At 66.0% G+C, this 24219-nt stretch carries 21 protein-coding genes and 2 tRNA genes; 17 read left to right on the top strand and 6 right to left on the bottom strand.

Going from position 1 to position 24219, the window contains the following annotated elements:
- Positions 1-4: 4 nt before the first annotated feature.
- The 4 genes from H681_RS07895 to H681_RS07880 all read left to right on the top strand — a co-directional run bounded on the left by H681_RS07895 (position 5) and on the right by H681_RS07880 (position 4681).
- Positions 5-2785: a response regulator gene (locus tag H681_RS07895; RefSeq protein ID WP_015476323.1), complete on the top strand. Its 2781-nt coding sequence runs from the start codon at positions 5-7 to the stop codon at positions 2783-2785.
- Between the two features lie 12 nt (positions 2786-2797).
- Positions 2798-3784, top strand: coding sequence for a 2-hydroxyacid dehydrogenase (locus tag H681_RS07890; protein WP_015476322.1), 987 nt, complete (start codon positions 2798-2800; stop codon positions 3782-3784).
- A 61-nt stretch (positions 3785-3845) separates the two neighbouring features.
- Positions 3846-4286 carry a hypothetical protein gene (locus H681_RS07885; RefSeq protein ID WP_015476321.1) on the top strand — a complete coding sequence of 147 codons (441 nt, stop codon included), beginning with the start codon at positions 3846-3848 and terminating at the stop codon, positions 4284-4286.
- Positions 4283-4681 carry an META domain-containing protein gene (locus H681_RS07880; protein WP_015476320.1) on the top strand — a complete coding sequence of 133 codons (399 nt, stop codon included), beginning with the start codon at positions 4283-4285 and terminating at the stop codon, positions 4679-4681. Before H681_RS07885 ends, H681_RS07880 begins: the two co-directional genes overlap by 4 nt.
- An 18-nt stretch (positions 4682-4699) precedes the next feature.
- On the opposite strand, the gene dinB is transcribed toward H681_RS07880, so the two are convergent.
- Positions 4700-5773: a DNA polymerase IV gene (gene dinB / locus H681_RS07875; protein ID WP_041712491.1), complete on the bottom strand. Its 1074-nt coding sequence runs from the start codon at positions 5771-5773 to the stop codon at positions 4700-4702.
- Between the two features lie 310 nt (positions 5774-6083).
- On the opposite strand from dinB, the gene H681_RS07870 reads away from it, so the two are divergent.
- From H681_RS07870 to H681_RS07845, 6 genes are all read left to right on the top strand, one after another.
- Positions 6084-8006 carry a tyrosine-protein phosphatase gene (locus H681_RS07870; protein WP_015476318.1) on the top strand — a complete coding sequence of 641 codons (1923 nt, stop codon included), beginning with the start codon at positions 6084-6086 and terminating at the stop codon, positions 8004-8006.
- 98 nt (positions 8007-8104) lie between these two features.
- Positions 8105-8181 (top strand) — tRNA-Met (locus H681_RS07865).
- Between the two features lie 126 nt (positions 8182-8307).
- Positions 8308-8384: transfer RNA gene (locus tag H681_RS07860), tRNA-Met, on the top strand.
- A 145-nt stretch (positions 8385-8529) separates the two neighbouring features.
- Positions 8530-11175: a bifunctional lysylphosphatidylglycerol flippase/synthetase MprF gene (gene mprF / locus H681_RS07855; RefSeq protein ID WP_086009551.1), complete on the top strand. Its 2646-nt coding sequence runs from the start codon at positions 8530-8532 to the stop codon at positions 11173-11175.
- Position 11176: 1 nt separating this feature from the next.
- On the top strand, positions 11177-12451 hold the full coding sequence (locus tag H681_RS07850; protein WP_015476316.1) for a virulence factor family protein: 1275 nt from the start codon (positions 11177-11179) through the stop codon (positions 12449-12451).
- A gap of 134 nt (positions 12452-12585) precedes the next feature.
- A complete protein-coding gene (locus H681_RS07845) occupies positions 12586-13149 on the top strand; it encodes a cytochrome b (RefSeq protein ID WP_015476315.1) in 564 nt (187 codons plus the stop codon).
- Between the two features lie 371 nt (positions 13150-13520).
- Here the strand turns inward: H681_RS07845 and H681_RS07840 are convergent, their stop codons facing one another.
- On the bottom strand, positions 13521-15425 hold the full coding sequence (locus tag H681_RS07840; RefSeq protein ID WP_015476314.1) for a potassium transporter Kup: 1905 nt from the start codon (positions 15423-15425) through the stop codon (positions 13521-13523).
- Between the two features lie 243 nt (positions 15426-15668).
- Here H681_RS07840 and rimO point away from each other — a divergent pair, with 243 nt between their 5' ends.
- From rimO to tsaA, 4 genes are all read left to right on the top strand, one after another.
- Entirely contained in the window at positions 15669-16991 is a 1323-nt protein-coding gene (gene rimO / locus H681_RS07835) for a 30S ribosomal protein S12 methylthiotransferase RimO (protein ID WP_015476313.1), read from the top strand.
- Between the two features lie 49 nt (positions 16992-17040).
- On the top strand, positions 17041-17502 hold the full coding sequence (locus tag H681_RS07830) for a DUF1456 family protein (protein WP_015476312.1): 462 nt from the start codon (positions 17041-17043) through the stop codon (positions 17500-17502).
- A 7-nt stretch (positions 17503-17509) separates the two neighbouring features.
- On the top strand, positions 17510-17878 hold the full coding sequence (locus tag H681_RS07825; protein ID WP_015476311.1) for a DUF2784 domain-containing protein: 369 nt from the start codon (positions 17510-17512) through the stop codon (positions 17876-17878).
- 299 nt (positions 17879-18177) lie between these two features.
- Positions 18178-18876 carry a tRNA (N6-threonylcarbamoyladenosine(37)-N6)-methyltransferase TrmO gene (gene tsaA, locus H681_RS07820; RefSeq protein ID WP_015476310.1) on the top strand — a complete coding sequence of 233 codons (699 nt, stop codon included), beginning with the start codon at positions 18178-18180 and terminating at the stop codon, positions 18874-18876.
- Between the two features lie 6 nt (positions 18877-18882).
- Here the strand turns inward: tsaA and H681_RS07815 are convergent, their stop codons facing one another.
- Entirely contained in the window at positions 18883-19185 is a 303-nt protein-coding gene (locus H681_RS07815) for a putative quinol monooxygenase (RefSeq protein WP_015476309.1), read from the bottom strand.
- A gap of 60 nt (positions 19186-19245) precedes the next feature.
- On the opposite strand from H681_RS07815, the gene H681_RS07810 reads away from it, so the two are divergent.
- Entirely contained in the window at positions 19246-19659 is a 414-nt protein-coding gene (locus H681_RS07810; protein ID WP_015476308.1) for a VOC family protein, read from the top strand.
- 277 nt (positions 19660-19936) lie between these two features.
- Here H681_RS07810 and fpr read toward each other — a convergent pair whose 3' ends face one another.
- A complete protein-coding gene (gene fpr, locus H681_RS07805) occupies positions 19937-20713 on the bottom strand; it encodes a ferredoxin-NADP reductase (RefSeq protein WP_015476307.1) in 777 nt (258 codons plus the stop codon).
- Between the two features lie 222 nt (positions 20714-20935).
- Here fpr and H681_RS07800 point away from each other — a divergent pair, with 222 nt between their 5' ends.
- The gene (locus H681_RS07800; RefSeq protein WP_015476306.1) at positions 20936-21862 is read left to right on the top strand and encodes a LysR family transcriptional regulator; all 927 of its coding nucleotides are present in this window, start codon (positions 20936-20938) and stop codon (positions 21860-21862) included.
- A gap of 120 nt (positions 21863-21982) precedes the next feature.
- Here H681_RS07800 and H681_RS07795 read toward each other — a convergent pair whose 3' ends face one another.
- Together H681_RS07795 and erdR are read right to left on the bottom strand one after the other, a co-directional pair.
- Entirely contained in the window at positions 21983-22354 is a 372-nt protein-coding gene (locus tag H681_RS07795) for a diacylglycerol kinase (RefSeq protein ID WP_015476305.1), read from the bottom strand.
- 87 nt (positions 22355-22441) lie between these two features.
- Positions 22442-23092: a response regulator transcription factor ErdR gene (gene erdR / locus H681_RS07790; RefSeq protein ID WP_015476304.1), complete on the bottom strand. Its 651-nt coding sequence runs from the start codon at positions 23090-23092 to the stop codon at positions 22442-22444.
- A 239-nt stretch (positions 23093-23331) separates the two neighbouring features.
- Between erdR and H681_RS07785 the strand changes: the two genes are divergently transcribed.
- Positions 23332-24216 (top strand): DMT family transporter, encoded by an 885-nt coding sequence (locus H681_RS07785; protein WP_015476303.1) that lies wholly within the window; start codon positions 23332-23334, stop codon positions 24214-24216.
- The last annotated feature ends 3 nt before the right edge of the window (positions 24217-24219 follow it).

The following is a 24219-nucleotide window of genomic DNA, read 5'->3' as shown; positions in this document are numbered from 1 at the left end:
TCGCGTGTTCAAGGATCTCGGCATCAAGGGACGGGTACTGCTGCTCACCCTGTTGCCCACCAGCCTGTTGGCGCTGGTATTGGGCGGCTATTTCACCTGGGTGCAGTTGTCGGACATGCGTGCCCAACTGATCGAGCGCGGTCAACTGATCGCCGAGCAACTGGCTCCGCTGTCCGCCCCGGCGTTGGCGCAGAACAACACCGAGCTGCTGTTGCGCATCGCCACCGAGGCGCTGGACCAACCTGACGTGCGCGCCGTTACCTTCCTCGATCCCGAGCGGGAACGACTGGTCCACGCCGGCCCCAGCATCCTCACCCCCATGCCCAGCGGCGACGGTTCGCACCTGAGCATGGCCAGCAACCTCGACACCACCCACTTCCTTCTCCCGGTGCTGGGCCGGCACCGCAGCCTGTCGGGCGCCCCGGACAGCAACGGCGACAAGCTGCTCGGCTGGGTCGAACTGGAGCTGTCGCACCACGGCACCCTGCTGCGCGGCTACCGCAGCCTGTTCACCAGCCTGCTGCTGATCATCACCGGCCTGGTGGTCACCGCCCTCCTCGCCCTGCGCATGAGCCGCGCGATCAACGCCCCGCTCGGGCAGATCGCCCAGGGTGTGGCGCAGCTCAAGGAAGGCCGCCTGGAAACCCGCCTGCCGGCGCTGGGCAGTCACGAACTGGACGAACTGGCCGGCGGCATCAACCGCATGGCCGAGGCCCTGCAGAGCGCGCAGGAAGAAATGCTGCACAACATCGACCAGGCCACCGAGGACGTGCGGCAGAACCTGGAAACCATCGAGATCCAGAACATCGAACTGGACCTCGCGCGCAAGGAAGCCCTGGAGGCGAGCCGGATCAAGTCCGAGTTCCTCGCCAACATGAGCCACGAGATCCGCACCCCGCTCAACGGCATCCTCGGCTTCACCAACCTGCTGCAGAAGAGCGAGCTGACCTCGCGCCAGCAGGACTACCTCTCCACCATCCACAAGTCCGCCGAAAGCCTGCTGGGGATCATCAACGAGATCCTCGACTTCTCGAAGATCGAGGCCGGCAAACTGGTGCTGGAGAACATCCCCTTCAACCTGCGCGAACTGATCCAGGACACCCTGACCATCCTCGCCCCCGCCGCCCACGAAAAGCAGTTGGAGCTGGTCAGCCTGATCTACCGCGACACCCCGCTGCAGCTGGTGGGCGACCCGCAACGCCTGAAGCAGGTGCTGACCAACCTGGTGAGCAACGCCATCAAGTTCACCCATGAAGGCAGCATCGCCGTGCGCGCCATGCTCGAGGACGAGAGCGACGACCGCGCGCAGTTGCGCATCAGCGTGCAGGACACCGGCGTCGGCCTCACCGACGCGGACCTGCGCGCGCTGTTCCAGGCCTTCAGCCAGGCCGACAACTCGCTGTCGCGCCAGGCCGGCGGCACGGGGCTGGGGCCGGTCATCTCCAGGCGCCTGATCGAACAGATGGGCGGCGAGATCGGCGTCGACAGCAGCTCCGGCGAGGGATCGGAGTTCTGGATCAGCCTCAACCTGCCCAAGGCCCGCGACGACGGCGACGACCTGCTGCCGGCCCTGGCCGGCGGGCAACGCGTGGCGCTCTACGAACCCCATGAACTGACCCGTACCGCGCTGCATCACCAACTGGAGGACTGCGGCCTGGAGGTCAGCGAGTTCCCGGACCTGGCGGCGCTGGAACAGGTGCTGGCGGCCGACCCGAAGGGCAAGCCGCCGATCGGCCTGGCCCTGCTCGGCGTCACCTCCGCCACCCATCCGCCGGAAATGCTGCGGCAGTCCATCCGCGAACTAGAGCAGTACGGCTGCAAGAGCCTGGTGCTCTGCCCGACCATCGAGCAGGCGCACTACAACGCGGTGCTGCCCGAGTCCCAGGTACAGAGCAAACCCGCCTGCACCCGCAAGTTGCAGCAGGCACTGAACGAGCTGCTGCACCTGCGCCCGACCCGCAAGGAAAAAGTCGCCAACGGGCTGCTGGAACGCGCGCCGCATCTGCTCTGCGTCGACGACAACCCGGCCAACCTCCTGCTGGTCAAGACCCTGCTCGGCGACCTGGGCGCCCAGGTCGTCGCCGTGGATAGCGGCCTGACCGCGGTGGAGGCGGTGCAGCGCGAGCGCTTCGACCTGGTCTTCATGGACGTGCAGATGCCCGGCATGGATGGCCGCCAGGCCACCGACGCGATCCGCCAGTGGGAAGCCGACCGCGAAGTCAGCCCGGTGCCGATCATCGCGCTCACCGCCCACGCCCTGGCCAACGAGAAACGAGCCCTGCTGCAAGGCGGCATGGACGACTACCTGACCAAGCCCATCGACGAGCGCCAACTGGCCCAGGTGGTGCTGAAGTGGACCGGCATGAGCCTGGGCGCGCCGCGCACGGAGCCGAACGGCACCGAGCCGGGTCCGGGCGCGCTGAGCGTGCTCGACCCCGCCGAAGGCCTGCGCCTGGCCGCCGGCAAGACGGAACTGGCGGCCGACATGCTCGGCATGCTGCTCGCCTCCCTCTCCGCCGACCGCCAGGTGATCCGCCAGGCCCGCCAGCGCAACGACCGCAACACTCTGCTCGAACGCATCCATCGCCTGCACGGCGCCACCCGCTACTGCGGCGTGCCCATGCTGCGCGCCGCCTGCCAACGCGCGGAAACGCTGCTCAAGCAGAACGACCCGGAGGCCCCCGCCGCCCTGGACGAACTCGACAAGGCCATGTCCGAACTGGCCAAGGCCACGGAAAACCGCGAAGCCGAGGCCAACGCGGCGCTTCCGCAAGACACGCACTGAGACCGCGAGACGATGCGCATCATCCTGTTCAGCAACCAGCCCTACGACCACGACAGCTTCCTCGCCGCCAACCACAGCCACGGCTTCGAACTGCACTTCCAGCAGGCGCAGTTGCGCCTGGACACCGTGGCCCTGGCCAGGGACTTCGACGTGGTCTGCCCCTTCGTCAACGACGAGCTGTCGCGACCGGTACTGGAACAGTTGGCCGCCGGCGGCACGCGCCTGATCGCCCTGCGCTCGGCCGGCTACAACCATGTCGACCTCAAGGCCGCCCACGCCCTGGGGCTTTCCGTGGTGCGGGTTCCGGCCTATTCGCCCCATGCCGTGGCCGAACATGCCGTGGGATTGGTCCTGGCGCTCTGTCGGCACCTGCACCGCGCCTACAACCGCACCCGCGATGGCGACTTCTCGCTACACGGACTGACCGGCTTCGACCTGCACGGGCGCACGGTCGGCGTCATCGGCAGCGGCCAGATCGGCGAAGTCTTCGCCCGCATCATGAGCGGCTTCGGCTGCCACATCCTCGCCTACGACCCCTACCCCAACCGCGCCATCGAAGCCCTGGGCGGCCGTTTCGTCGAACTGGACGAACTGCTCGCCCAGTCCGACATCCTCAGCCTGCACTGTCCGCTCAACGACGCCACCCGGCACCTGATCAACCCTCGCAGCCTGCAACAGATGAAACGCGGCGCCATGCTGATCAACACCGGGCGCGGCGCGCTGGTGGACACCCCGGCGCTGATCGAGGCGCTCAAGAGCGGCCAGCTCGGCTACCTGGGCCTGGACGTCTATGAAGAAGAAGCCGAAATCTTCTTCGCCGACCGCTCCGACCTGCCGCTACAGGATGACGTCCTGGCGCGCCTGCTGACCTTCCCCAACGTCATCATCACCGCCCACCAGGCATTCCTGACCCGCGAGGCGCTGGCCGCCATCGCCGAAACCACCCTGGCCAACATCGGCGCCTGGCAGGCGGGTAACCCCGTCAACCAGGTCAGCTAACCGGCAGCACTCGCATCCCCGCGCGCCGCCACCTAGAATGCCGCGCTTTCCCGGAGGACTCATGGCCCAGCACGATTTCCGCTATACCCTGCTCAACCCGCAGTTCACCCTCAACGAATGCCGCGCGCTGACCCCGGGCCTCTACCAGGTCACCGGTATCGGCGGCTCGATCCAGACGGGCGACACCCTGCTGGTCAGCCTCAAGGGCAGCCATAGCCTGAGCATGACGCTGGAGGTGGACAAGGTGCGCCACCTGATCAACCCACCGGGGCAGTGGACAGCGGTTGCGCGCGGTCCGGCGTTCCGCGAGCTGGCGATCCACGAATGGACCGTCAACTGCGACGGCTGCGCAGCTACACTGAAATTCGAATTTGCCGTCGACGCCACCCTCGGCAAGTCCGCCCAGCAACCGGCCGCCGAAGCGCGCATCGGCGAACTGGGTTGGGCGAAGGCTGGTGCTCGCCATCTCTGCCCGGACTGCCTGAGCAAGGAGATTGCATGAAAGTCCTGTTCGCCGGCGCCTGCATGGCGCTGGCCCTGGCTGGCTGCGCCAGCAAACCGGTACCTGAAACCGATCAGACCTATCGCGTCGAATGGGTCGGTGAACGCCCCCTGATCGACTACAGCCACATCACCCTGACCCTCGACGGCAAGGGCCGCGCCTATGGCAGCGCCGGCTGCAACCACTGGTTCGCCAGCTACACGCTGGACGGCGACAAGCTGACCTTCGGCCAGCCTGGCGCCACCCGGAAGATGTGCGCCGAAGCGCTGATGGAGCAGGAAGGACGCTTCCTGCAGATGCTCCGCGAGGTCCAGCGCTGGGACTTCAGCGACCAGGGCGAGCTGCGCCTGTGGCCGGCCTCGGGCCGCGCCATGCGCATGTGGCCGGAAAGCTGAGGAAACGGCAGCAATCCCCTAGAACAGGCTGAGCTGCTCGTGCGCCCCACGCAGATCGACGAGGCGCACGCCCACGCCGATCAGCCGCACCGCCTTGTTGCCGCGCTGGAATGCCTGCCCCAGCAATAGCCGGTAACTGTCCAGGTCGCGCGCCGCGCCGGCCTGCTCCAGGGTGGTCTGGGTGAAGTCGTGGAACTTCAGCTTGATGAACGGCTTGCCCGGCCGGTAGCTGGCGTCCAGGCGGGTCATGCGCCGCTCCAGCTCGCCCAGCAGCGACGGCAGTTCCTCCTGACAGGCCGCCAGGTCCGGCAGATCCTGGTCGAAGGTATTCTCCACGCTGATCGACTGGCGCCGGCTGTCCACCTGCACCGGCCGCTCATCGATCCCCCGCGCCAGGCCCCAGAGGCGCTCGCCGAAGCTGCCAAATTCCTTCGCCAGTTGGATGCGCGACCAGTCGCGCAGGTCCGCGCAGGTGCGAATCCCTAAGCGCGCCAGCTTTTCGGCGGTGACCTTGCCCACGCCGTGCAGCTTCTTCACCGGCAGTTCCGCGACGAATCCGTCCACCTCGTCGGGCGTGACCACGAACAGGCCGTTGGGCTTGCGCCAATCGCTGGCGATCTTGGCGATGAACTTGTTCGGCGCAACACCGGCCGACACCGTGATGTGCAGGGTTTCCCACACGCGCTGGCGAATCTCCCGGGCGATGCGCGTGGCGCTGCCGTCACAACGCTCGCTGTCGCTGACGTCCAGGTAGGCCTCGTCCAGCGACAGCGGCTCGATCTGTTCGGTGTAGTCACGGAAGATCGCGTGGATCTCGCGGGAGGTCTCGCGGTACACGTCCATGCGCGGGCGGACGATGGTCAGGTCGGGACACAGCTTCACCGCCGTGCGCATCGCCATCGCCGAATGCAGGCCATAGGCCCGCGCCTCGTAGTTGCAGGTGGCGACCACGCCGCGCTTGTCCGGCGAACCACCCACGGCCAGCGGCTTGCCCACCAGGCTTGGGTCGTCGCGCATTTCGATGGCGGCATAGAAGCAGTCGCAATCGATGTGGATGATCTTTCGTTGCCGTGTCACGGAAAGGGCCTGCATCGCCATCGGGGTCGCCAGGGAGCGGCGACGGAAAACGCCTTCATGGTAAAGCAAAAAAACGACGCTACCCCAGCCAGGCGTCCTAGGCATCGGAAGGACTGGCGGGAAACTGCGGAAATTTCCTGCAATCCCCCGCAAGCCCACGCGCAGCAGGTCGTTCAGCGTATCCGAGGCTACGCTCCACCCCCGCTCGCTCGCAGAACCTGACCCTGCAATCAATCCTTCACCGAACTGCCGCCAACTGTTCATCGGGTGCGTCAAGGATGTGGCACCACCGTCCAATCCCTATCCATAGACATGGAGTCACAACGTGCACGCTCGTCTGCTGCGTTCCGCTTCCCTGCTGATGCTGCCGCTGGCCGCCCTCGCGGCCGCCGCTCCCGCCCAGGCAGAAATCCTGAACACTCCGCGCCTGACCGGCATCGACAACTTCCGCGATATCGCCGGTACCACCAGCGCCTACGGCACCGCCCATGACGGCGTGATGCGTGGCGGCGTGTTCTACCGCTCCAACGCGCTGACCCCGACCGCCTCCGACCTGGCAACCCTGAACGGCCTGGGCATCAGTCATGTCTTCGACCTGCGCACGCCGACGGAAATCACCGGCACCCCGGACACCCTGCCGGCCGGCGCGGTCTACGAGAACGTCAACATCGTCGGCTCCAGCAACGTGAACCTCTCGCTCACCAGCGCAGCGGCCTCGCGGCAGATGATGCAGGACATGAACCGCGCCTTCGTCACCGACGCCAGCCAGCGCGCGCAGTACCGCCACCTGTTCGAGGAACTGGCGGCCGCCGACGATGCGGCGCTGTTCCACTGCACCGCCGGCAAGGACCGCACCGGCTGGACCGCGGCCATGCTGCAATCCATCGCCGGGGTGGATTCGGCGACCATCCTGCAGGACTACCTGGCCACCAACGCCTACACCGCCGAGCGTACCGCCGCGACGCTCGCGCAGTTGAACGCCCTGTCGCCAACCTTCGCCGCCATCTACCAGCCGCTGCTGGGCGTGGAGGCCAGCTACCTGCAGGCTGGCCTGGACCAGCTCCAGGCCAGCTATGGTTCGGTGGAGAATTACCTGACCCAGGGCCTGGGGCTCGACCAGGAAACCCTCTATGTCCTGCGCGGCAAGCTGGTACGCTTCAACAGCCTGCCCGGCCAGGCCGGCTTCGCGCGCAACGCCGCCGCCGGCGCCGGGCTGCTGGCGGCCCTGCAGGACAGCGAGCTGTCAGGCCGCTACAGCGCCTACAACTATTACCTGCAATCGGCGATCGACGCCGGCACCCTGGGCGGGGTCGAATCGCGGGTCGGTGGGCAGATCCATGCCGACGCTGGCAGCTACCTGCTGCGCGAAGCCGGGCAGATCGACGACGCCATCGCCCCCTACGCCAGCGGCCGCGAGCTGAAGGACGGTGAAACCCGCCTGTGGATGACCGCCCTGGCCAGCTATCTGGGCACCGACAGCCGCGACGGCGTGGCCAGCAGCAACGAACATGCGCAAGGCACCCTGATCGGCGCGACCCACCGCTTCAGCGATAACCTCAGCGCCCGTGTCGGCGCCGGCTACAGCTGGGGCTCACTGGGCAGCGCCGGCGCCGATGCGGATGCCGACCTCGCGCTGCTCACCCTGGGCGCACGCTGGGCACCGGACGATCTCAGCCAGGGCCTGTACGCCGACCTGCGCCTGGATGCCGGCTGGATCGACTACGACGGCAAGCGCGACCTGGGCAACGGCCTGGGCACCGCCAAGGGCGACAGCAACGGCAGCTTCTATGCCGCCACCGGGCTGCTCGGCTATCGCCTGCATGCGGGCGGACTGGACCTGGAGCCGTCCATCGGCCTGCGCAGCGCACGGGTCAAGCTGGACGACTTCCACGAAAAAGGCAGCGACCTCGCCCTGGATGTCGACGGCACCGACCGCAGCCTGAACAGCGCCCTGCTCGGCCTGGACATCGGCCTGGCCAACCAGAGCCTGGGCAACTGGACCCTGGCGCCGGGCGTCAGCCTGGGTTACGAGCGCTTCCTGAACGATCCGCAGGTCGTCAGCAATGCCTCGCTGGAAGGGTTCGAGGTGGAGCAGGTCTCGGCCTTCGACAGCCACCACCTGGTCAAGGCCGGATTGAAGCTGACGGCGACCCGGGACGCGCTGACCCTCGGCGCGGAGGTGAAAGCCCTGAGCGGCGAGGACAGCCACGGCGTCGCCGGCAACCTGAGCGCCAGCCTCGCCTTCTAGCACGCCCACAGCCGGAGGATTTCGCTAAGCACCTGATAAAAAATCACTTTTTCTCAACTTTCGGTTGACACCCCGCCCCCCATGCGTAGAATGGCGACCGCGGGATGGAGCAGTCTGGTAGCTCGTCGGGCTCATAACCCGAAGGTCGTAGGTTCAAATCCTGCTCCCGCAACCAGACACAGGGAAAGGCCACTCTTCGGAGTGGCCTTTTCGTTTGCGCGTAATTTATGCGTGAATTTAAATTATTGATCGAAAACGAAATATTGATTGACAGACCCTCTCATATCCGTAGAATGGCCGCCGCGGGATGGAGCAGTCTGGTAGCTCGTCGGGCTCATAACCCGAAGGTCGTAGGTTCAAATCCTGCTCCCGCAACCAGACATCAAGAAGAAAGCCACTCTTAGGAGTGGCTTTTTTCGTTGCGCCAGAGAAACTGCTTCAGCAAATCTTCGCCCCCAGGAAGAAATCCTCCCGAGGGACTTGGGAAAACGCGCCACTGCCCCTACTCTGTCGCGCAAAATCGATGAGGTGCCCGATGAGCGCCACCCCCTCCGCACCAGACAGCCCCGCCGTCGGCGAACAGCCGCAGCGCAACGGACTTCTGCACTGGATCAACGCCCATCGCCAGGCGATCGGCCTGGGGGTCACGCTGCTGCTGTTCAGCCTCGCGCTGATCGCCTGCCACCACCTGCTGCGCGACATCGATGCCTATTCCCTGCACGACGCCATCCTCGACGTCCCCACCGCCTCGCTCGCGGGCGCCTTCGCCGCCACCGTCGCGGGATTCATCACCCTGCTGGGCTACGAATGGTCGGCCACCCGCTTCGCCGGGGCGAAACTGTCGCCCTCGGCGCTGCTCACCGGCGGTTTCTCGGCCTTCGCCATCGGCAATGCCGTCGGCCTGTCGATGCTCTCCGGCGGCTCGGTGCGTTACCGCCTCTATGCCCGCCAGGGCCTGGGCGCCGCCGAAGTCGCGCGGATGACCCTGTTCGCCAGCCTCTCGCTGGGCTGCGCCCTGCCGATACTGGCCGCGCTGGCCGCCCTGAGCGACCTGTCCGACGCCGCCCTGGCCCTGCACCTGCCGAGCTGGCTGGTGGCCGTGCTCGCCCTGGGCATCATCGCCTTCTGCATCCTGCTGGTGGTGGGCATCGAGCGCCGCCGCCTGCCGGAACAGCCGTCGCCCGACAGCCACCTGGTGCGCATCGGTCGCCGTACCGTGCGCCTGCCGGGCCTGCGCCTGTCGCTGCTGCAACTGCTGATCACCGCGCTGGACGTGGCCGCCGCCGCCACCGTCCTCTACCTGCTGTTGCCGGAAGCCCCGCCCTTCGGCGCCTTCCTGCTGGTCTACCTGATCGCCCTGGCGGCCGGCGTGCTCAGCCACGTCCCCGGCGGCGTAGGCGTCTTCGAGGCGGTGCTGCTGGCGGCCTTCGCCGGGCAACTGGGTGCCGCACCGCTGGCCGCAGCTCTGCTGCTGTACCGCCTGATCTATGTGGTGCTGCCGCTGATCGTCGCCTGCCTGCTGCTGCTGTTTCTCGAAGCCCGCCGTGTCCTGGTGGCCAGGCAGGCGGTGCGCGTGGCCTCAGGCTTCGCCGCACAGATTCTCTCCCTGCTGGTATTCATCTCCGGCGTCGTGCTGCTGTTCTCCGGCGCCACGCCGTCCATCGATACCCGCCTGAATGAAATCGGCTTCCTGGTGCCGCACCGCCTGATCGATGCCTCGCACCTCGCCGCCAGCCTGATCGGCGTGCTCTGCCTGCTGCTCGCCTACGGCCTGCGCCGCCGCCTGTCCGCCGCCTGGGCGCTGACCCTCGGCCTGCTGGTGGCCGGCGCCGTGCTGTCGCTACTCAAGGGCTTCGACTGGGAAGAAGCGCTGATCCTGAGCGTCACCGCCGCCCTGCTGGTGATCTTCCGCAGCGCCTTCTACCGCCGCAGCCGCCTGATGGATCTGCCCTTCTCGCCGCTCTACCTGGGCGCCGCGGCCTGCGTCATCGGCGCATCGATCTGGCTGCTGCTGTTTGCCTACCAGGACGTGCCCTACAGCCATGAGCTCTGGTGGCAGTTCGCCCTGGATGCCGACGCCCCGCGCGGCCTGCGCGCCGCCCTGGGCAGTTGCCTGCTGCTGGCCGCGCTGGCGCTGTACTGGCTGCTGCGCACCGAGCCGCCGGCGATCCTCGAACCCAGCCGCGAGGAGCTGGATACCGCCGCCGGCATCCTGGCCAACTCGTCGCAGCCGGACGGCGGCCTGGCCCTGTCCGGCGACAAGGCGCTGCTGTTCCACGAAGGCAACGACGCCTTCCTGATGTATGCCCGCCGCGGTCGCAGCCTGGTGGCACTGTTCGACCCGGTGGGGCCGACACAGTCCCGCGCCGAGCTGATCTGGCAGTTCCGCGACCTCTGCGACCTGCACCATGCGCGCCCGGTGTTCTACCAGGTGCGGGCGGAGAACCTGCCGCTGTACATGGACATCGGCCTGACCGCCCTCAAGCTCGGCGAGGAGGCACGGGTCGACCTGCGCCGCTTCGACCTGGAGAACAAAGGCAAGGAAATGAAGGACCTGCGCTACACCTGGAACCGGGGTCAGCGCGACGGCCTGAGCCTGGAGTTTTACGACGCGGGCCAGGCGCCGATGGAGGAACTACGGGCGGTCTCCGATGCCTGGCTGGGCGGCAAGAACGTCCGCGAGAAGGGTTTCTCCCTGGGCCGCTTCACCCCCGAGTACCTGAACTACTTCCGCGTCGTGGTGATCCGCCACGAAGGCCGTGCCGTCGCCTTCGCCAACCTGCTGGAAACCGCCAGCAAGGACGTGGCGAGCATCGACCTGATGCGCGTGGCGCCTGACGCGCCAAAGCTGACTATGGAATTTCTCATGCTCGGCCTGATCCTGCATTACAAGGAAAGCGGGCACACCCGCTTCAGCCTTGGCATGGTGCCGCTCGCCGGCCTGCAGCCGCGCCGTGGCGCGCCGCTGACCCAGCGCCTGGGCGCCCTGGTCTTCCGCCGGGGCGAGCAGTTCTACAATTTCCAGGGGCTGCGCCGCTTCAAGGACAAGTTCCAGCCCGACTGGGAGCCCCGTTACCTGGCCGTGCCCGCCGGACTGGATCCGCTGGTGGCCCTGGCCGACACCGCCGCGTTGATCGCCGGCGGCCTGAGTGGATTGGTGAAACGCTGAAATGTCGAAACGTCGCTGGCGGCATCTGCTCGCCCTGCTCCTGCTGATCCTCATCGCCGCCGGACTGTTGCTGTGGAGTCGCCCCGCGTCCCAGGCGGTCGTGGAACACCATCAGTTGCCCGACGGCAGCGCCGTCAGTCTGGCCATCCCTGGCAAGCAACCCAATGCGCGCGTCCTGCTGGCGGTACAACCGGACCAGAAGCTGGACGACGGCCAACTGCTGGCCCTGGCTCACGACAGCGGGGCCCGCGTGGTGCAGTTCGTCTTCCCGGACAAGGATTGCGCCGCCCAGCAGGCGCGCATCAAGGCCGCTGGCGAGTTGCTCGACGGCCAGCCGACCCTGGTTGCCGGCATCGGTCCGGGCGGCACCTATGCCTGGCGCTGGCTCGCCGGACAGAGCGACGACAAGGCCCGCGCCCTGTCGGTCGGTTTCTCCCTGGAAAAGCCCGACTGCGCCGCCGCCCCCCTGCCGCAAAGCGCCGCCCACGGCCGCTGGCTGGCCGCCTGGAACGACAACCCGGATGATCCCAGCGCACGCTTCGCCCGTGGCCTGCAGAATGCCGAGACGGTAATCGCCGACTACGACACCCCGCTGCCCAAGGTACTCGCCGACCAGTTGCGCCACCTGCTGCAAGGCGGCAGCGATAACGTGCCGGTAGTGGAAGTCCCCGCTGCCAAGCCGTCGGAAACCGTCACCCTGTTCTACTCCGGCGACGGGGGCTGGCGCGACCTGGACCGCGACGTCGCCGCGCAGATGGCCGAGCTGGGCTACCCGGTGGTGGGCGTCGATGCCCTGCGCTACTTCTGGGAGCACAAGAGCCCCGAGCAGAGCGCCGCCGACCTTGCCGTGCTGATGCAGCACTACCGCGAGAAATGGGGCGCCAAGCATTTCGTGCTGGCGGGCTACTCCTTTGGCGCCGACGTGCTGCCGGCGATCTACAACCGCCTGCCGGCCGACGCCAAGAAGGACGTCAGCGCGGTAATCCTGCTGGCCTTCGCCCGTAGCGGCAGCTTCGAGATCGAAGTGCAGGGCTGGCTGGGCAAGGCCGGTCAGGAAGCCGCCACCGGCCCGGAAATGGCCCGCCTGCCAGGGCCCAAGGTGCTCTGCGTGTACGGTATCGAAGAGAAGGACGAGAGCGGCTGCACCCAGCCGCAGTCGGTCGGGGAGAATCTCCAGCTCCCCGGCGGCCACCACTTCGACGAGAATTATCCGGCCCTTGCCAAGCGCCTGGTCGACGCCATCCGCTCCCGCCAGGCCACCGACAACGAGGGTTGATCTCGATCAAAGGGCCGCGCCAGGCGGCCCTTTCTCCATGCTCCGATGCAGCTTCAGGCTGGCTTAAGGCTCTATGCTGACACTGTCAGCCCCGTCGCCGGAACGGGGTCCGTGAAGCCACACAAGGAACCGTCATGAGCCTGACCCGAAAACCCTCCCGTTACGGAAGCCTGTCGATCGCCATGCACTGGCTCATGCTGCTGCTGATTGCGGCGGTATATGCCTGCATAGAACTGCGCGGGAACTTCCCGAAGGGCAGCGAAACCCGCGAGTTGCTCAAGCAGTGGCACTTCATGCTCGGTCTGAGCGTCTTCGTGCTGGTCTGGCTGCGCCTGATCGGCCGCTTCATCTACCCGACTCCGCCTATCCTCCCCGCGCCGCCGAGCTGGCAGATGGTACTGGCCAAGCTGATGCACGTGATGCTGTACGTCCTGATGATCGGCCTGCCGCTGGCCGGCTGGGTGATCCTCAGTGCCGCCGACAAGCCGGTCCCCTTCTGGGGGCTGGAGCTGCCCCACCTGGTGGGCAAGAATCCGGACCTGGCCAAGCAGGTCAAGGGCTGGCACGAAAGCATCGCCGTGCTGGGCTACTGGCTGATCGGCCTGCACGCCGCCGCCGCGCTGTTCCACCACTACATCAGCCGCGACAACACCCTGGTGCGAATGCTGCCGGGCAAGGGTGAGGCGAAGCCGGAGTAAGACTCCGCCCTTCGCAGGGCGTGCTTCCGTACAAGCGAGCCTCGTCCGCGATCTCTTCCGGCGCGACACGGGACAGTAGCGGACGGAAGCCGCTCCTGCATCGTGATTGCCGGTGACTGTGGGGGCCATGCCTGTGATTTGCCCCCAAGGAGCGCTTCTGCAGAAGAGTGCAGCGTGGTGCCGTGCGGTTCGCGAGCGAGCTCGCGCCCACACTACCGGCATACACCGGAGTGCTCTTCGTAGGAGCGAGCTTGCTCGCGAACCCACCCAACGCAGACCCTGCCGACGAGTCGCGGACAAAGTCCGCGACTACCCAATACACCCCAAAGAAAAAGCGCGCCAATCGGCGCGCTTTTTCATGCAGCGAAAACTCAGATCTCCACCTGCGTCCCCAGCTCGATCACCCGGTTCAGCGGCAAATTGAAGTAGCGCAGGTTGCCGTTGGCGTTCTTCAGCAGGAAGGCGAACAACGCCTCGCGCCAGCGCGCCATGCCAATCAGCTTGGATGGGATCACCGTCTCGCGGCTGAGGAAGTAGGTGGTGCGCATCGGGCTGAAGTCCAGCTCGTTGAGGTGGCAGAGCTTGAGCGCCAGCGGAATATCCGGGTCCTCCATGAAACCGAAGTGCAACACAACGCGGAAGAAGCCCTCGCCATAGGCGTCCACCTCGAAGCGGCGATCCGGGCTGACCCGGGGGCTGTCTTCGTTGACCACGGTGAGCAGCACCACCTGCTCATGCAGCACCTGGTTGTGCAGCAGGTTGTGCAACAGCGCGTGGGGCACGGCGTCGGTGCGGGCTGTGAGGAACACGGCGGTACCCTGCACGCGGTGCGGCGGCTGCGAGCGAATGCTGGAAATGAACAGCGGCAGCGGCAGCGAGCCCTCGTCGAGGCGATCCACCAGCAGTTGGCGACCGCGCTTCCAGGTGGTCATCAGGATGAACAGGCCGATACCGGCGATCACCGGGAAGGCACCGCCCTGGACAACCTTGGGCAGGTTGGCGGCGAAGAACAGGCTGTCCACCAGCAGCATCATCAGGAAGAACGGAATGGCCAGCCACAGCGGCCACTTCCACAGTAGCCAGACCACCACGCCCATCAACAGGGTGGTCATCAGCATGGTGCCGGTCACCGCCACGCCGTAAGCCGAGGCCAGTGCGGCGGAAGATTCGAAGCCCAGCACCAGCAGTACCACACCCACCATCAGCGCCCAGTTCACCATGCCGATGTAGATCTGTCCCTGCTCATGGCTGGACGTGTGCTGGATCACCATGCGCGGCACGTAGCCAAGCTGGATGGCCTGCCGGGTCAGCGAGAAGGCGCCGGAAATCACCGCCTGGGACGCAATCACCGTGGCCGCGGTGGACAGTGCCACCATCGGTACCAGCGCCCAGCTCGGCGCAGTGAGATAGAACGGGTTGCGCGCGGCTTCGGCGTTGACCAGGATGGTCGCGCCCTGGCCAAAGTAGTTCAGCACCAGCGCCGGCAGCACCAGGGCGAACCAGGCGCGGGCGATCGGCTTGCGGCCGAAATGGCCCATGTCCGCATACAGCGCCTCGGCGCCGGTCAGCGCCAGCACGGTGGCGCCGAGGATGGCGACGCCGATGCCGGGGTGCGAGACGAAGAAATTGAAGGCCCAGGCCGGATTCATCGCCTTCAGCACTTCCGGCTGCCGCGACACGCCATAGGCCCCCAGCGCCGCCAGCGCCACGAACCAGGCCACCATCACCGGGCCGAACAGGATGCCGATGCGCGCAGTGCCGTGCTTCTGGATGAGGAACAGGCCGACCAGCACGATCAGCGACAACGGCACCACCCAGTGCTCCAGGCCGTCGAACGCGATCTCCAGGCCCTCGATGGCCGAGAGCACCGAGATCGCCGGGGTGATCATGCTGTCGCCATAGAACAACGCCGCGCCAATCAGACCGGCGATCACCACGGTCGCCTGCAGGCGGCGGCGCCCGGTGGCGGCGCGGCGAGCCAGGGCCGACAACGCCATCACCCCGCCCTCGCCCTGGTTGTCGGCGCGCAGGACGAAGATCACGTACTTGATCGACACCACCCAGATCAGCGACCAGAAGATCAGCGACAGCACGCCGAGTACGCCGTCATGGTTGGCCTGCACGCCATAGCCGCCGACGAAGACCTCCTTGAGGGTGTACAGCGGGCTGGTGCCGATATCGCCGTAGCAGACGCCCACGGCGCCGACCATCAGGCCGATCGCGGAGCTGGAATGGGGTTGCTCATGCTCAACGGTGCCGGCGCTTGCATCGGACATGTAACAAGATTCCTCAGGAAAATTCGGCGCATCCTGCTCCGACCCATTCATCGATGCAAGAGCCGGCCGCGTTCGTTCTGAATGACTATAGAGCCTGTTGCCTACAATTACCGGCTGGCAGGCGCCGACAGGAGACTGCGACAGCTTGTCCCAGGGAGACTGGTCAAGCGCGCGGGACGCCGCTAGAATTGCGCACTTTTTGATCAGAGGCGCCGCCAGCGCGCCCTTCGAGGTTAGCCGCACATGTCCACCGCCACACCCAAAGTCGGATTCGTAAGCCTTGGTTGCCCGAAGGCCACGGTCGATTCCGAACGCATCCTCACCCAGCTGCGCATGGAAGGGTACGAAATCGTCCCCACCTACCAGGACGCAGACGTGGTAGTGGTGAACACCTGCGGCTTCATCGACAGCGCCAAGGCCGAGTCCCTGGACGCCATCGGCGAAGCCATCGCCGAGAACGGCAAGGTGATCGTCACCGGCTGCATGGGCGTCGCCGAAGACAGCATCCGCGACGTGCACCCCAGCGTGCTGGCCGTGACCGGCCCGCAGCAGTACGAGCAGGTGGTCAATGCCGTCCACGAGGTGATCCCACCCAAGGCCGAGCACAACCCGCTGATCGACCTGGTGCCGCCGCAGGGCATCAAGCTGACCCCACGTCACTACGCCTACCTGAAGATTTCCGAAGGCTGCAACCACAGCTGCAGCTTCTGCATCATCCCGTCCATGCGCGGCAAGCTGGTCAGCCGCCCGGTCGGCGACGTGCTCAGCGAAGCCCAGCGCCTGGTCAAGGCCGGCGTCAAGGAACTGCTGGTGATATCCCAGGACACCAGCGCCTACGGCGTCGACCTGAAGTACAAGATGGACTTCTGGGACGGCCAGCCGGTCAAGACCCGCATGCTGGAGCTATGCCAGGCGCTCTCCGCGATGGGCGTGTGGGTACGCCTGCACTACGTCTACCCGTACCCCAACGTCGACGACGTGATCCCGCTGATGGCCGAGGGCAAGTTGCTGCCCTACCTGGACATCCCCTTCCAGCACGCCAGCCCGAAAGTGCTGAAGCCCATGAAGCGCCCCGCCTTCGAGGACAAGACCCTGGCGCGCATCAAGAAGTGGCGCGAGATCTGCCCCGAGCTGACCATCCGCTCCACCTTCATCGTCGGCTTCCCCGGCGAGACCGAAGAAGACTTCCAGTACCTGCTGGACTGGCTGACCGAAGCCCAGCTCGACCGCGTCGGCTGCTTCCAGTACTCCCCGGTGGAAGGCGCGCCGGCCAACGACCTGGGCCTGGACGTGGTACCCGATGACATCAAGCAGGACCGTTGGGAGCGCTTCATGGCGCACCAGCAGGCGATCTCCGCCGCGCGCCTGCAACTGAAGATCGGCAAGGAAATCGACGTGCTGATCGACGAAGTGGACGACGAAGGCGCGGTCGGCCGCTCCTACGCCGACGCCCCGGAAATCGACGGCGCCGTCTACATCGACAGCTTCGACGTGAAGCCCGGCGACAAGGTGCGCGTGCGCATCACCGACGCCGACGAGTACGACCTCTGGGCCGAACTGGTCTGATCCGCAAGAGCCCCGCTGATGCGGGGCTCTTCATTTGGATGGAAAGAACATGACCAACAACGACGTACTGCGCAGCCTGCGCTACCTGCTGGACATCCGCGATGCACAAGTCGCCGAGATCACCGCGCTGGCCGGCTTCAACCTCAGCGCGGAGGATGTCGGCGCCTTCCTCGCCCGCGACGACGAGCCGGACTTCGAGCCGTGCAGCGACCGCGTACTGGCGCACTTCCTCGACGGCCTGATCGTGCATCGCCGCGGCCGCGACGAATCACGCCCGCTGCCGCCGGTGGAGCTGCCGCTGACCAACAACATCACCCTGAAGAAGCTGCGCGTCGCCTTCGAGCTACGCGACGACGACATCCTCGCGATCCTCGACAGCGTAGGTTTCATCGTCACCAAGACGGAACTGGGTGCGTTGTTCCGCAAGCCCGGCCACAACAACTACCGCCCCTGCGGCGACCAGTTGCTGCGCAACTTCCTCAAGGGCCTGACCCAGCGCCAGCAGCGCTGAGGCCGCCGTGCTCTATCGCCTCGCCGCCGACGCCGTGGTGCTGCTGCACCTGGGCTTCATCCTCTTCGTGCTGCTCGGCGGCCTGCTGGCGCTGCGCTGGCCGCGCCTGGCATGGCTGCATGCGCCGGCGGCGATCTGGGGCATGGCGGTGGAGTTCTTCCACCTCTACTGCCCGCTGACACCGCTGGAAAACCACTTCCGCGCCCTCGCCGGCGATAACGGCTACAGCGGCGGCTTCATCGAGCACTACCTGATCCCGCTGATCTACCCCGCCAGCCTGACCGAGGCAACTCAGGCCGTGCTCGGCCTGCTGGTGCTGGCGATCAATCTGCCGCCCTACCTGCTGCTGGCTCGGCGGGCCTTGCGCTCGCACTGAGCGCAACTGGCAGATAGACCAGGCTGAGCTCGCCGGTCGTGTGAGAGCGGATCCTCGGAGGTGCCTCGGTGATGATCAGGAGCCACGCCGGGTAGAAGCAGGCTCTTCCAGATACATCGACAACCGCGCACCGTAGTCGCCGACAATGGTCATGCCGCCGCTAGGGATTTGCCGGAATCCCGTGATGCCTCGTCCGACGCGCACTGAAAAAGCGCGCGGCCCCTCCCGACGATTCGACCAGGGCGCGGCTTCACCTCTGATCGGGTACCATGTTCGCCCCAGCGCCAGCCTCCACCGCCATGCCTCATTCCGTCACGCCCATCGGCCATGTCCGCTCCTGCTTCAAGGAGAAGTTCGCCATCCCGCGCCAGCCGCAACTGGCTCCGGCCGCGACCGGCGTACTGGAATTGCTGCCGCCGTTCGACACCGGCGATGCGGTGGAAGGCCTGGAGCAGGTCAGCCACGTCTGGTTGATCTTCCTCTTCCACCAGGCACTGGAAAACAAGCCACGGCTGAAGGTGCGCCCGCCGCGCCTGGGCGGCAACCGCTCCCTCGGCGTGTTCGCCACCCGCGCCACCCACCGCCCCAACGGCATCGGCCAGTCGGTGGTGAAGCTGGAGAAGGTCGAACCCGGCCGCCTCTGGCTATCCGGCATCGACCTGCTGGACGGCACGCCGGTACTCGACATCAAGCCCTACGTGCCCTACGCCGACATCGTCAGCGATGCGCGCAACGCCATTGCCGACGCACCGCCCGCCGCCATCGCCGTGCAGTGGAGCGACGAGGCCCTGCGCCAGGCCCACGAGCACGGTGTGCGACTCGGCCAGCCGGTGCGCGAACTGGTCGAACAGTGTCTCGCCCAGGACCCGCGTCCGGCCTACCAGAAGCCGCCGCCCGAGCGCCGCTACGGAGTGCGCCTGTGGGACCTGGACGTGCACTGGCACTACCCGGCCGAGGGCGAGATCCGCGTGCTCGACCTGATTCGCGGCGCCGACTGAAGCGGATCAGCTCACCGGGTTGAGGGCGACCACCTCGCTCTCGAAGCATTCCTGTTCGAGGATCAGCGGCTCCACCAGCGGGCGACTGTCACGGAAGTGCGCGGTCTGGGTGTGCGCGTCATAGGCCGCGTCGTCGCGGTAGATCTCGTAGAGGTAGATCACCTCCGGATCGACGCGGTCCTGGGACACATCGAACACCAGGCACCCCGGCTCATTGGATACCGAAGCGGCGGCATTGACCTTGATGGCGGCCAGGAAATCGTCGGCGGTTCCGGGCTTTACCCGGGTCTTGATAAAGAGACTGTACACAGGATGCTCCTTTTGTTTTAAATTTAAAAACAAATTGTATACAAAAAAGGAATCCCGTCCATGTCCGATCTCCCTGTCCGCCCCGGTCGCCTCAACGGCCTGCGCCACCTCGCCCTGCTGGTGCCGAACCTGGAAGAGTGCGAGCGCTTCTATGTCGACGTACTCGGCATGCAAGTGCTCAACCGCGCCAACGAGGACCTGGTCTACCTCACCTGCGGCAACGACAACCTATCCCTGGGACGCGGCGTCGGCGCGGCCAACGGTCTGCAGACGATGGATCACTACGGCTTCGTGGTCGACAGCGTGGAAGAGCTGGAAGCCTGGTACCAGTACTTCAAGGCCCGTGGCGTAACCCTGCTGGACCGCCCCTTCGACCACGGCGACGGCGCGCGCAGCTTCCACCTGCTCGACCCGGCGGGGAACAAGGTGCAGCCGCTGTATCACCCGGCCGTGTCCGGCCAACGCCTGGCCTGATGCTTCTGTAGGAGCGAGCTTGCTCGCGAACGGTGGTGCACGATACTCCGCAGGTTCGCGAGCAGGCTCGCTCCTACGAAAAGCTCTCCGTGCCGGCTAATACCAGTCTTTCGTCCCGCACCGAACAGTCCCCCTCTGGGAGAGGGCCAGGGTGAGGGCGCTCCCAGCGCACCGACATCCGATCCGACGAAAAACCGCCGCCCTCACGAATCCGGGCCATAAAAAACGCCGCGATCCCATTAGGGACCGCGGCGCTCCTTCAACTCAACAGCGCTGCTTACTTCTCGACGAAGGCGCGCTCGATCAGGTAGTCGCCCGGCTCGCCCATGCGCGGGGAGATCTGCAGACCGAAGCCGTTCAGCACTTCGCTGGTTTCGTCGAGCATGCTCGGGCTACCGCAGATCATCGCGCGGTCGTCCTGCGGGTTCATCGGCGGCAGGCCGATGTCGGCGAACAGCTTGCCGCTGCGCATCAGGTCGGTCTGGCGGCCCATGCTGTGGAACTCTTCACGGGTAACCAGCGGGCAGTAGATCAGCTTCTCTTTCACCATGTCGCCGAAGTACTCATGCTCCGGCAGGACCTTGGTGATGAAGTCCGCATAGGCCAGCTCGCTGACCCAGCGCACGCCGTGAACCAGGATGACCTTCTCGAACTTCTCGTAGACTTCCGGATCCTGGATGACGGAGAGGAACGGCGCCATGCCGGTGCCGGTGCTCAGCAGGTACAGGTGTTTGCCGGGCTTGAGGTCGTCCAGCACCAGGGTGCCGGTGGGCTTGCGGCTGACCATCAGTTCGTCGCCTTCCTTCAGGTGCTGCAGGCGCGAAGTCAGCGGACCGTCCGGGACCTTGATACTGAAGAACTCCAGGTGTTCTTCGTAGTTCGGGCTGGCAATGCTGTACGCGCGCATCAGCGGACGACCGTTGACTTCCAGGCCGATCATCACGAACTGACCGGTCTTGAAGCGCAGACCCGGGTTACGGGTGGTCTTGAAGCTGAAGAGGGTATCGTTCCAGTGGTGCACGCTGAGAACGCGTTCGGTGTACAGGTTGCTCATCAAGGACTCCTAGGAGAAACGTGGCGCACCCCAGCAGATCCCGGACGTAGCGCAATTGCGCGACATTTTATAGGCGTCGACAATATCCGCAAAATAAATTATCTGGATATTGCTAATCCAAAACGCAGATAAGGCCGCCCAGTCGCCGCGAAAGGATACCGTCAGGTGCTTCCTACGCCGGGGTGACGAAATGTCGCGCAGCCTTCTCCGGAGCCCCACAGCATGAAGTTCACCCTGCGCCAGCTCGAAGTCTTCGTCGCCGTCGCCCAGCAGGAAAGCGTCTCCCGCGCGGCCGAAGCGCTGTCCATGTCGCAGTCGGCTACCAGCACCGCCCTGGGCGAGCTGGAACGGCAGTTCGACTGCAAGCTGTTCGACCGTTCCGGCAAACGCCTGACCCTAAACGCTCTCGGCCACCAGTTGCTGCCCCAGGCGGTGGCCCTGCTCGACCGCGGCAGCGAGATCGAGAACATGCTCAACGGCAAGAGCGCCTTCGGCTCGCTGGACCTGGGCGCCACCCTGACCATCGGCAACTACCTGGCGACCCTGCTGATCGGCACCTTCATGCAGCGCCAGCCGGACTGCCGGGTGCGCCTGCACGTGCACAACACCGCCCACGTGGTGCAGCGCATCGCCCACTATGAACTCGACCTGGGCCTGATCGAAGGCGACTGCCAGCACCCGGACATCGAGGTACAACCGTGGATGGAGGACGAACTGGTGGTGTTCTGCGCGCCACAGCACCCGCTGGCCCGCGAAGGCCGCGCGGACCTTGCGCGGTTGATCGAGGAGGCCTGGATCCTGCGGGAGCAGGGCTCCGGCACGCGACTGACCTTCGACCAGGCCATGCGGCACCGCATCGAGCCACTGAACGTGCGCCTGGAACTGGAACACACCGAGGCGATCAAGCGCGCGGTGGAGTCGGGACTGGGGATCGGCTGCATCTCACGCCTGGCCCTGCGCGACGCCTTCCGCCGCGGCAGCCTGGTGGCGGTGGAAACTCCGGATCTGGACCTGCGCCGGCAGTTCTACTTCATCTGGCACCGGCAGAAGTACCAGACCGCGACCATGCGTGAGTTTCTCGACCTGTGCCGCAGCGAAACGGCCGGGGTGACGCGCAGCGACGAGATCGTGCTGCCGATGATTCCATGACGATGCGCTTTTCGTAGGAGCGAGCTTGCTCGCGAACGCTTCACGCCGACGACATCAGGGCCGGGCGATTCGCGAGCAAGGACTGGGCGCCCCCTCGGTCCTGCAAAGGATGACCGACGCTTAACCCAGCAGGATGCCCGCCCAGGTGACGGTGATGATGGTCAGCGCCACGAACTGGGCGGCGCTGCCCATGTCCTTGGCGTTCTTCGACAGCGGGTGACGCTCCAGGGAAACACGATCGACCACCGCCTCGATGGCAGAGTTGAGCAGCTCGACGATCAGCGCCAGCAAACACACCGCGATCAGCAGCGCGCGCTCGCCGCGGGTGACGTCGCAGAAGAACGACAGCGGGATCAGGATGACGTTGATCAGCACTAACTGGCGGAAGGCCGCTTCACCCTTGAAGGCGGCGGCAAAGCCGGCCAGGGAATAACCGGCGGCATTGAAGATGCGTTTCAGGCCGGTCTGGCCTTTGAAGGGGGAAGCGGACACGAGTGTTTCTCACAGGTAAAAGGTCGCGGCACTCTATACCAGCGCGCGTCAAAAAGGAGTCATTCGGTTTGACAGGATGTGACGAAATCACGCCCCCGGGACCGACTCCATCTGCTGCAGCAGCAACGCCGCCTGAGTGCGGGTACGCACGTTGAGCTTACGGAAGATCGCGGTGACGTGGGCCTTCACCGTGGCCTCGGAGACGTTCAGCTCGAAAGCGATCTGCTTGTTCAGCAGACCTTCGCAGACCATCGTCAGCACGCGGAACTGCTGCGGCGTGAGGCTGGCAAGACCGGCACTGGCGGCACGGACCTCCTCGCTCATCTCGGTCACGGCGTCCACCTGCGGCGGCCACCAGACGTCGCCGTCGAGCACCGCGCGCACCGCCTGCTGCAACACGCTCAGTTCGCTGGACTTGGGAATGAAGCCGCTGGCGCCGAACTCGCGGGAGCGCTGCACCACGGCGGCGTCCTCCTGGGCCGAGACCATCACCACCGGAATCTGCGGATACTGGCCGCGCAGCAGCACCAGACCGGAGAAGCCGTAGGCGCCGGGCATGTTCAGGTCCAGCAGCACCAGGTCCCAGTCCGACTTTTCGTTCAACCTGGCCTCCAGCTCCGCGATGCTCGCCGCCTCCACCAGTCGCGCGTCAGGTCCCAGGCCGATGGTCAGGGCCTGGTGCAGGGCACTGCGGAACAGCGGGTGATCGTCAGCGATCAGGATCTCGTAGGAAGCCATGAAAATTCCTTGAAGGCCGCGCCGAAGTCTTGCCGTGGATAACAGCCAAACCTGCGCAGGGAAGGTCGGAGCCGGATAGAGCACTGCCCGCACATTGTACGCAAAGACAACGCCCGCTGTCCGTGCGAATGCAACGTCAAGGGCACTGTCGTCGCACCCGCAGGCAAGGCGCGCCTCTTTCCAAGCGCCGAGGCTTGCGGCAGAGTTCCGCTTTTTTTCCATCGTTCGAGAACAACAAGATGAAAAGCCACGCGCTGCGCGCCGATATCCTGATGCTGTTTACCGCGATGATCTGGGGCGTGTCCTTCGTCGCACAGCGTCTGGGGATGGACGCCATCGGCCCGTTTCTCTATACCGGCCTGCGCTTCGCCCTGGGCGCGCTGGCGCTGTTGCCACTGCTGGCCTGGTCGAGCAAGCGCGGCGCCCAGCCCTTCAATCGCGGCCTGCTGCTGGCGGGCCTGGCCATTGGCGCCGCGCTCACTCTGGGGATCAACCTGCAGCAGGTCGGCCTGCTGTTCACCAGCGTGACCAACTCCGGCTTCATCACCGGCCTGTACGTGATCATCGTGCCCCTGCTGGGACTGCTGTTCGGCCACCGCACCGGCATGGGAACCTGGCTGGGCGCGGCGCTGGCGGTGATCGGCATGGCGATGCTGAGCATCGGGCCGAACTTCCACGTTGCCTCCGGCGATTGGCTGCAGTTGACCGGCGCCTTCGTCTGGGGCGGCCACGTACTGCTGGTGGGCCTGTTCGCCAGCCGCTACGACCCGATCCGCCTGGCCTTCCTGCAGTTCGTCACCTGCGCGGTCGTGAGCCTGGTCCTGGCGCTGATCTTCGAGGAAATCCGCTGGGCCGCCATCGTCCAGGCCGGCCCCGCACTGCTCTATGGCGGCCTGTTCGGCGTCGCCACCGGCTTCACCCTGCAAGTCGTGGCGCAGAAACACGCCATCGCTTCCCACGCGGCGATCATCCTGTCGCTCGAAGCCGTATTCGCCGCCATCGCCGGCGCCCTGTTCCTCGACGAGACACTGCACCTGCGCGGCTACCTGGGGTGCGCACTAATGCTTACCGGCATGCTGGTGGCGCAGTTGTGGCCGAAAAAGGCCGAGGCGAAGCCGGCCTGATTA

It is taken from the genome of Pseudomonas sp. ATCC 13867, assembly GCF_000349845.1.
GTDB lineage: Bacteria > Pseudomonadota > Gammaproteobacteria > Pseudomonadales > Pseudomonadaceae > Pseudomonas.
Note: the sequence above shows the minus strand (reverse complement) of the source record. Positions and strands in the feature narration are given on the sequence as shown.

Excerpts from the sequence above, each read along its gene's own strand:
- H681_RS07890 (WP_015476322.1), top strand. The coding sequence starts at position 2,798 with ATGCGCATCATCCTGTTCAGCAACCAGCCCTACGACCACGACAGCTTC.
- H681_RS07885 (WP_015476321.1), top strand. The coding sequence starts at position 3,846 with ATGGCCCAGCACGATTTCCGCTATACCCTGCTCAACCCGCAGTTCACC.
- H681_RS07880 (WP_015476320.1), top strand. The coding sequence starts at position 4,283 with ATGAAAGTCCTGTTCGCCGGCGCCTGCATGGCGCTGGCCCTGGCTGGC.
- dinB (WP_041712491.1), bottom strand. The coding sequence starts at position 5,773 with ATGCAGGCCCTTTCCGTGACACGGCAACGAAAGATCATCCACATCGAT.
- mprF (WP_086009551.1), top strand. The coding sequence starts at position 8,530 with ATGAGGTGCCCGATGAGCGCCACCCCCTCCGCACCAGACAGCCCCGCC.
- H681_RS07850 (WP_015476316.1), top strand. The coding sequence starts at position 11,177 with ATGTCGAAACGTCGCTGGCGGCATCTGCTCGCCCTGCTCCTGCTGATC.
- H681_RS07845 (WP_015476315.1), top strand. The coding sequence starts at position 12,586 with ATGAGCCTGACCCGAAAACCCTCCCGTTACGGAAGCCTGTCGATCGCC.
- H681_RS07840 (WP_015476314.1), bottom strand. The coding sequence starts at position 15,425 with ATGTCCGATGCAAGCGCCGGCACCGTTGAGCATGAGCAACCCCATTCC.
- rimO (WP_015476313.1), top strand. The coding sequence starts at position 15,669 with ATGTCCACCGCCACACCCAAAGTCGGATTCGTAAGCCTTGGTTGCCCG.
- H681_RS07830 (WP_015476312.1), top strand. The coding sequence starts at position 17,041 with ATGACCAACAACGACGTACTGCGCAGCCTGCGCTACCTGCTGGACATC.
- tsaA (WP_015476310.1), top strand. The coding sequence starts at position 18,178 with ATGCCTCATTCCGTCACGCCCATCGGCCATGTCCGCTCCTGCTTCAAG.
- H681_RS07810 (WP_015476308.1), top strand. The coding sequence starts at position 19,246 with ATGTCCGATCTCCCTGTCCGCCCCGGTCGCCTCAACGGCCTGCGCCAC.
- fpr (WP_015476307.1), bottom strand. The coding sequence starts at position 20,713 with ATGAGCAACCTGTACACCGAACGCGTTCTCAGCGTGCACCACTGGAAC.
- H681_RS07800 (WP_015476306.1), top strand. The coding sequence starts at position 20,936 with ATGAAGTTCACCCTGCGCCAGCTCGAAGTCTTCGTCGCCGTCGCCCAG.
- erdR (WP_015476304.1), bottom strand. The coding sequence starts at position 23,092 with ATGGCTTCCTACGAGATCCTGATCGCTGACGATCACCCGCTGTTCCGC.
- H681_RS07785 (WP_015476303.1), top strand. The coding sequence starts at position 23,332 with ATGAAAAGCCACGCGCTGCGCGCCGATATCCTGATGCTGTTTACCGCG.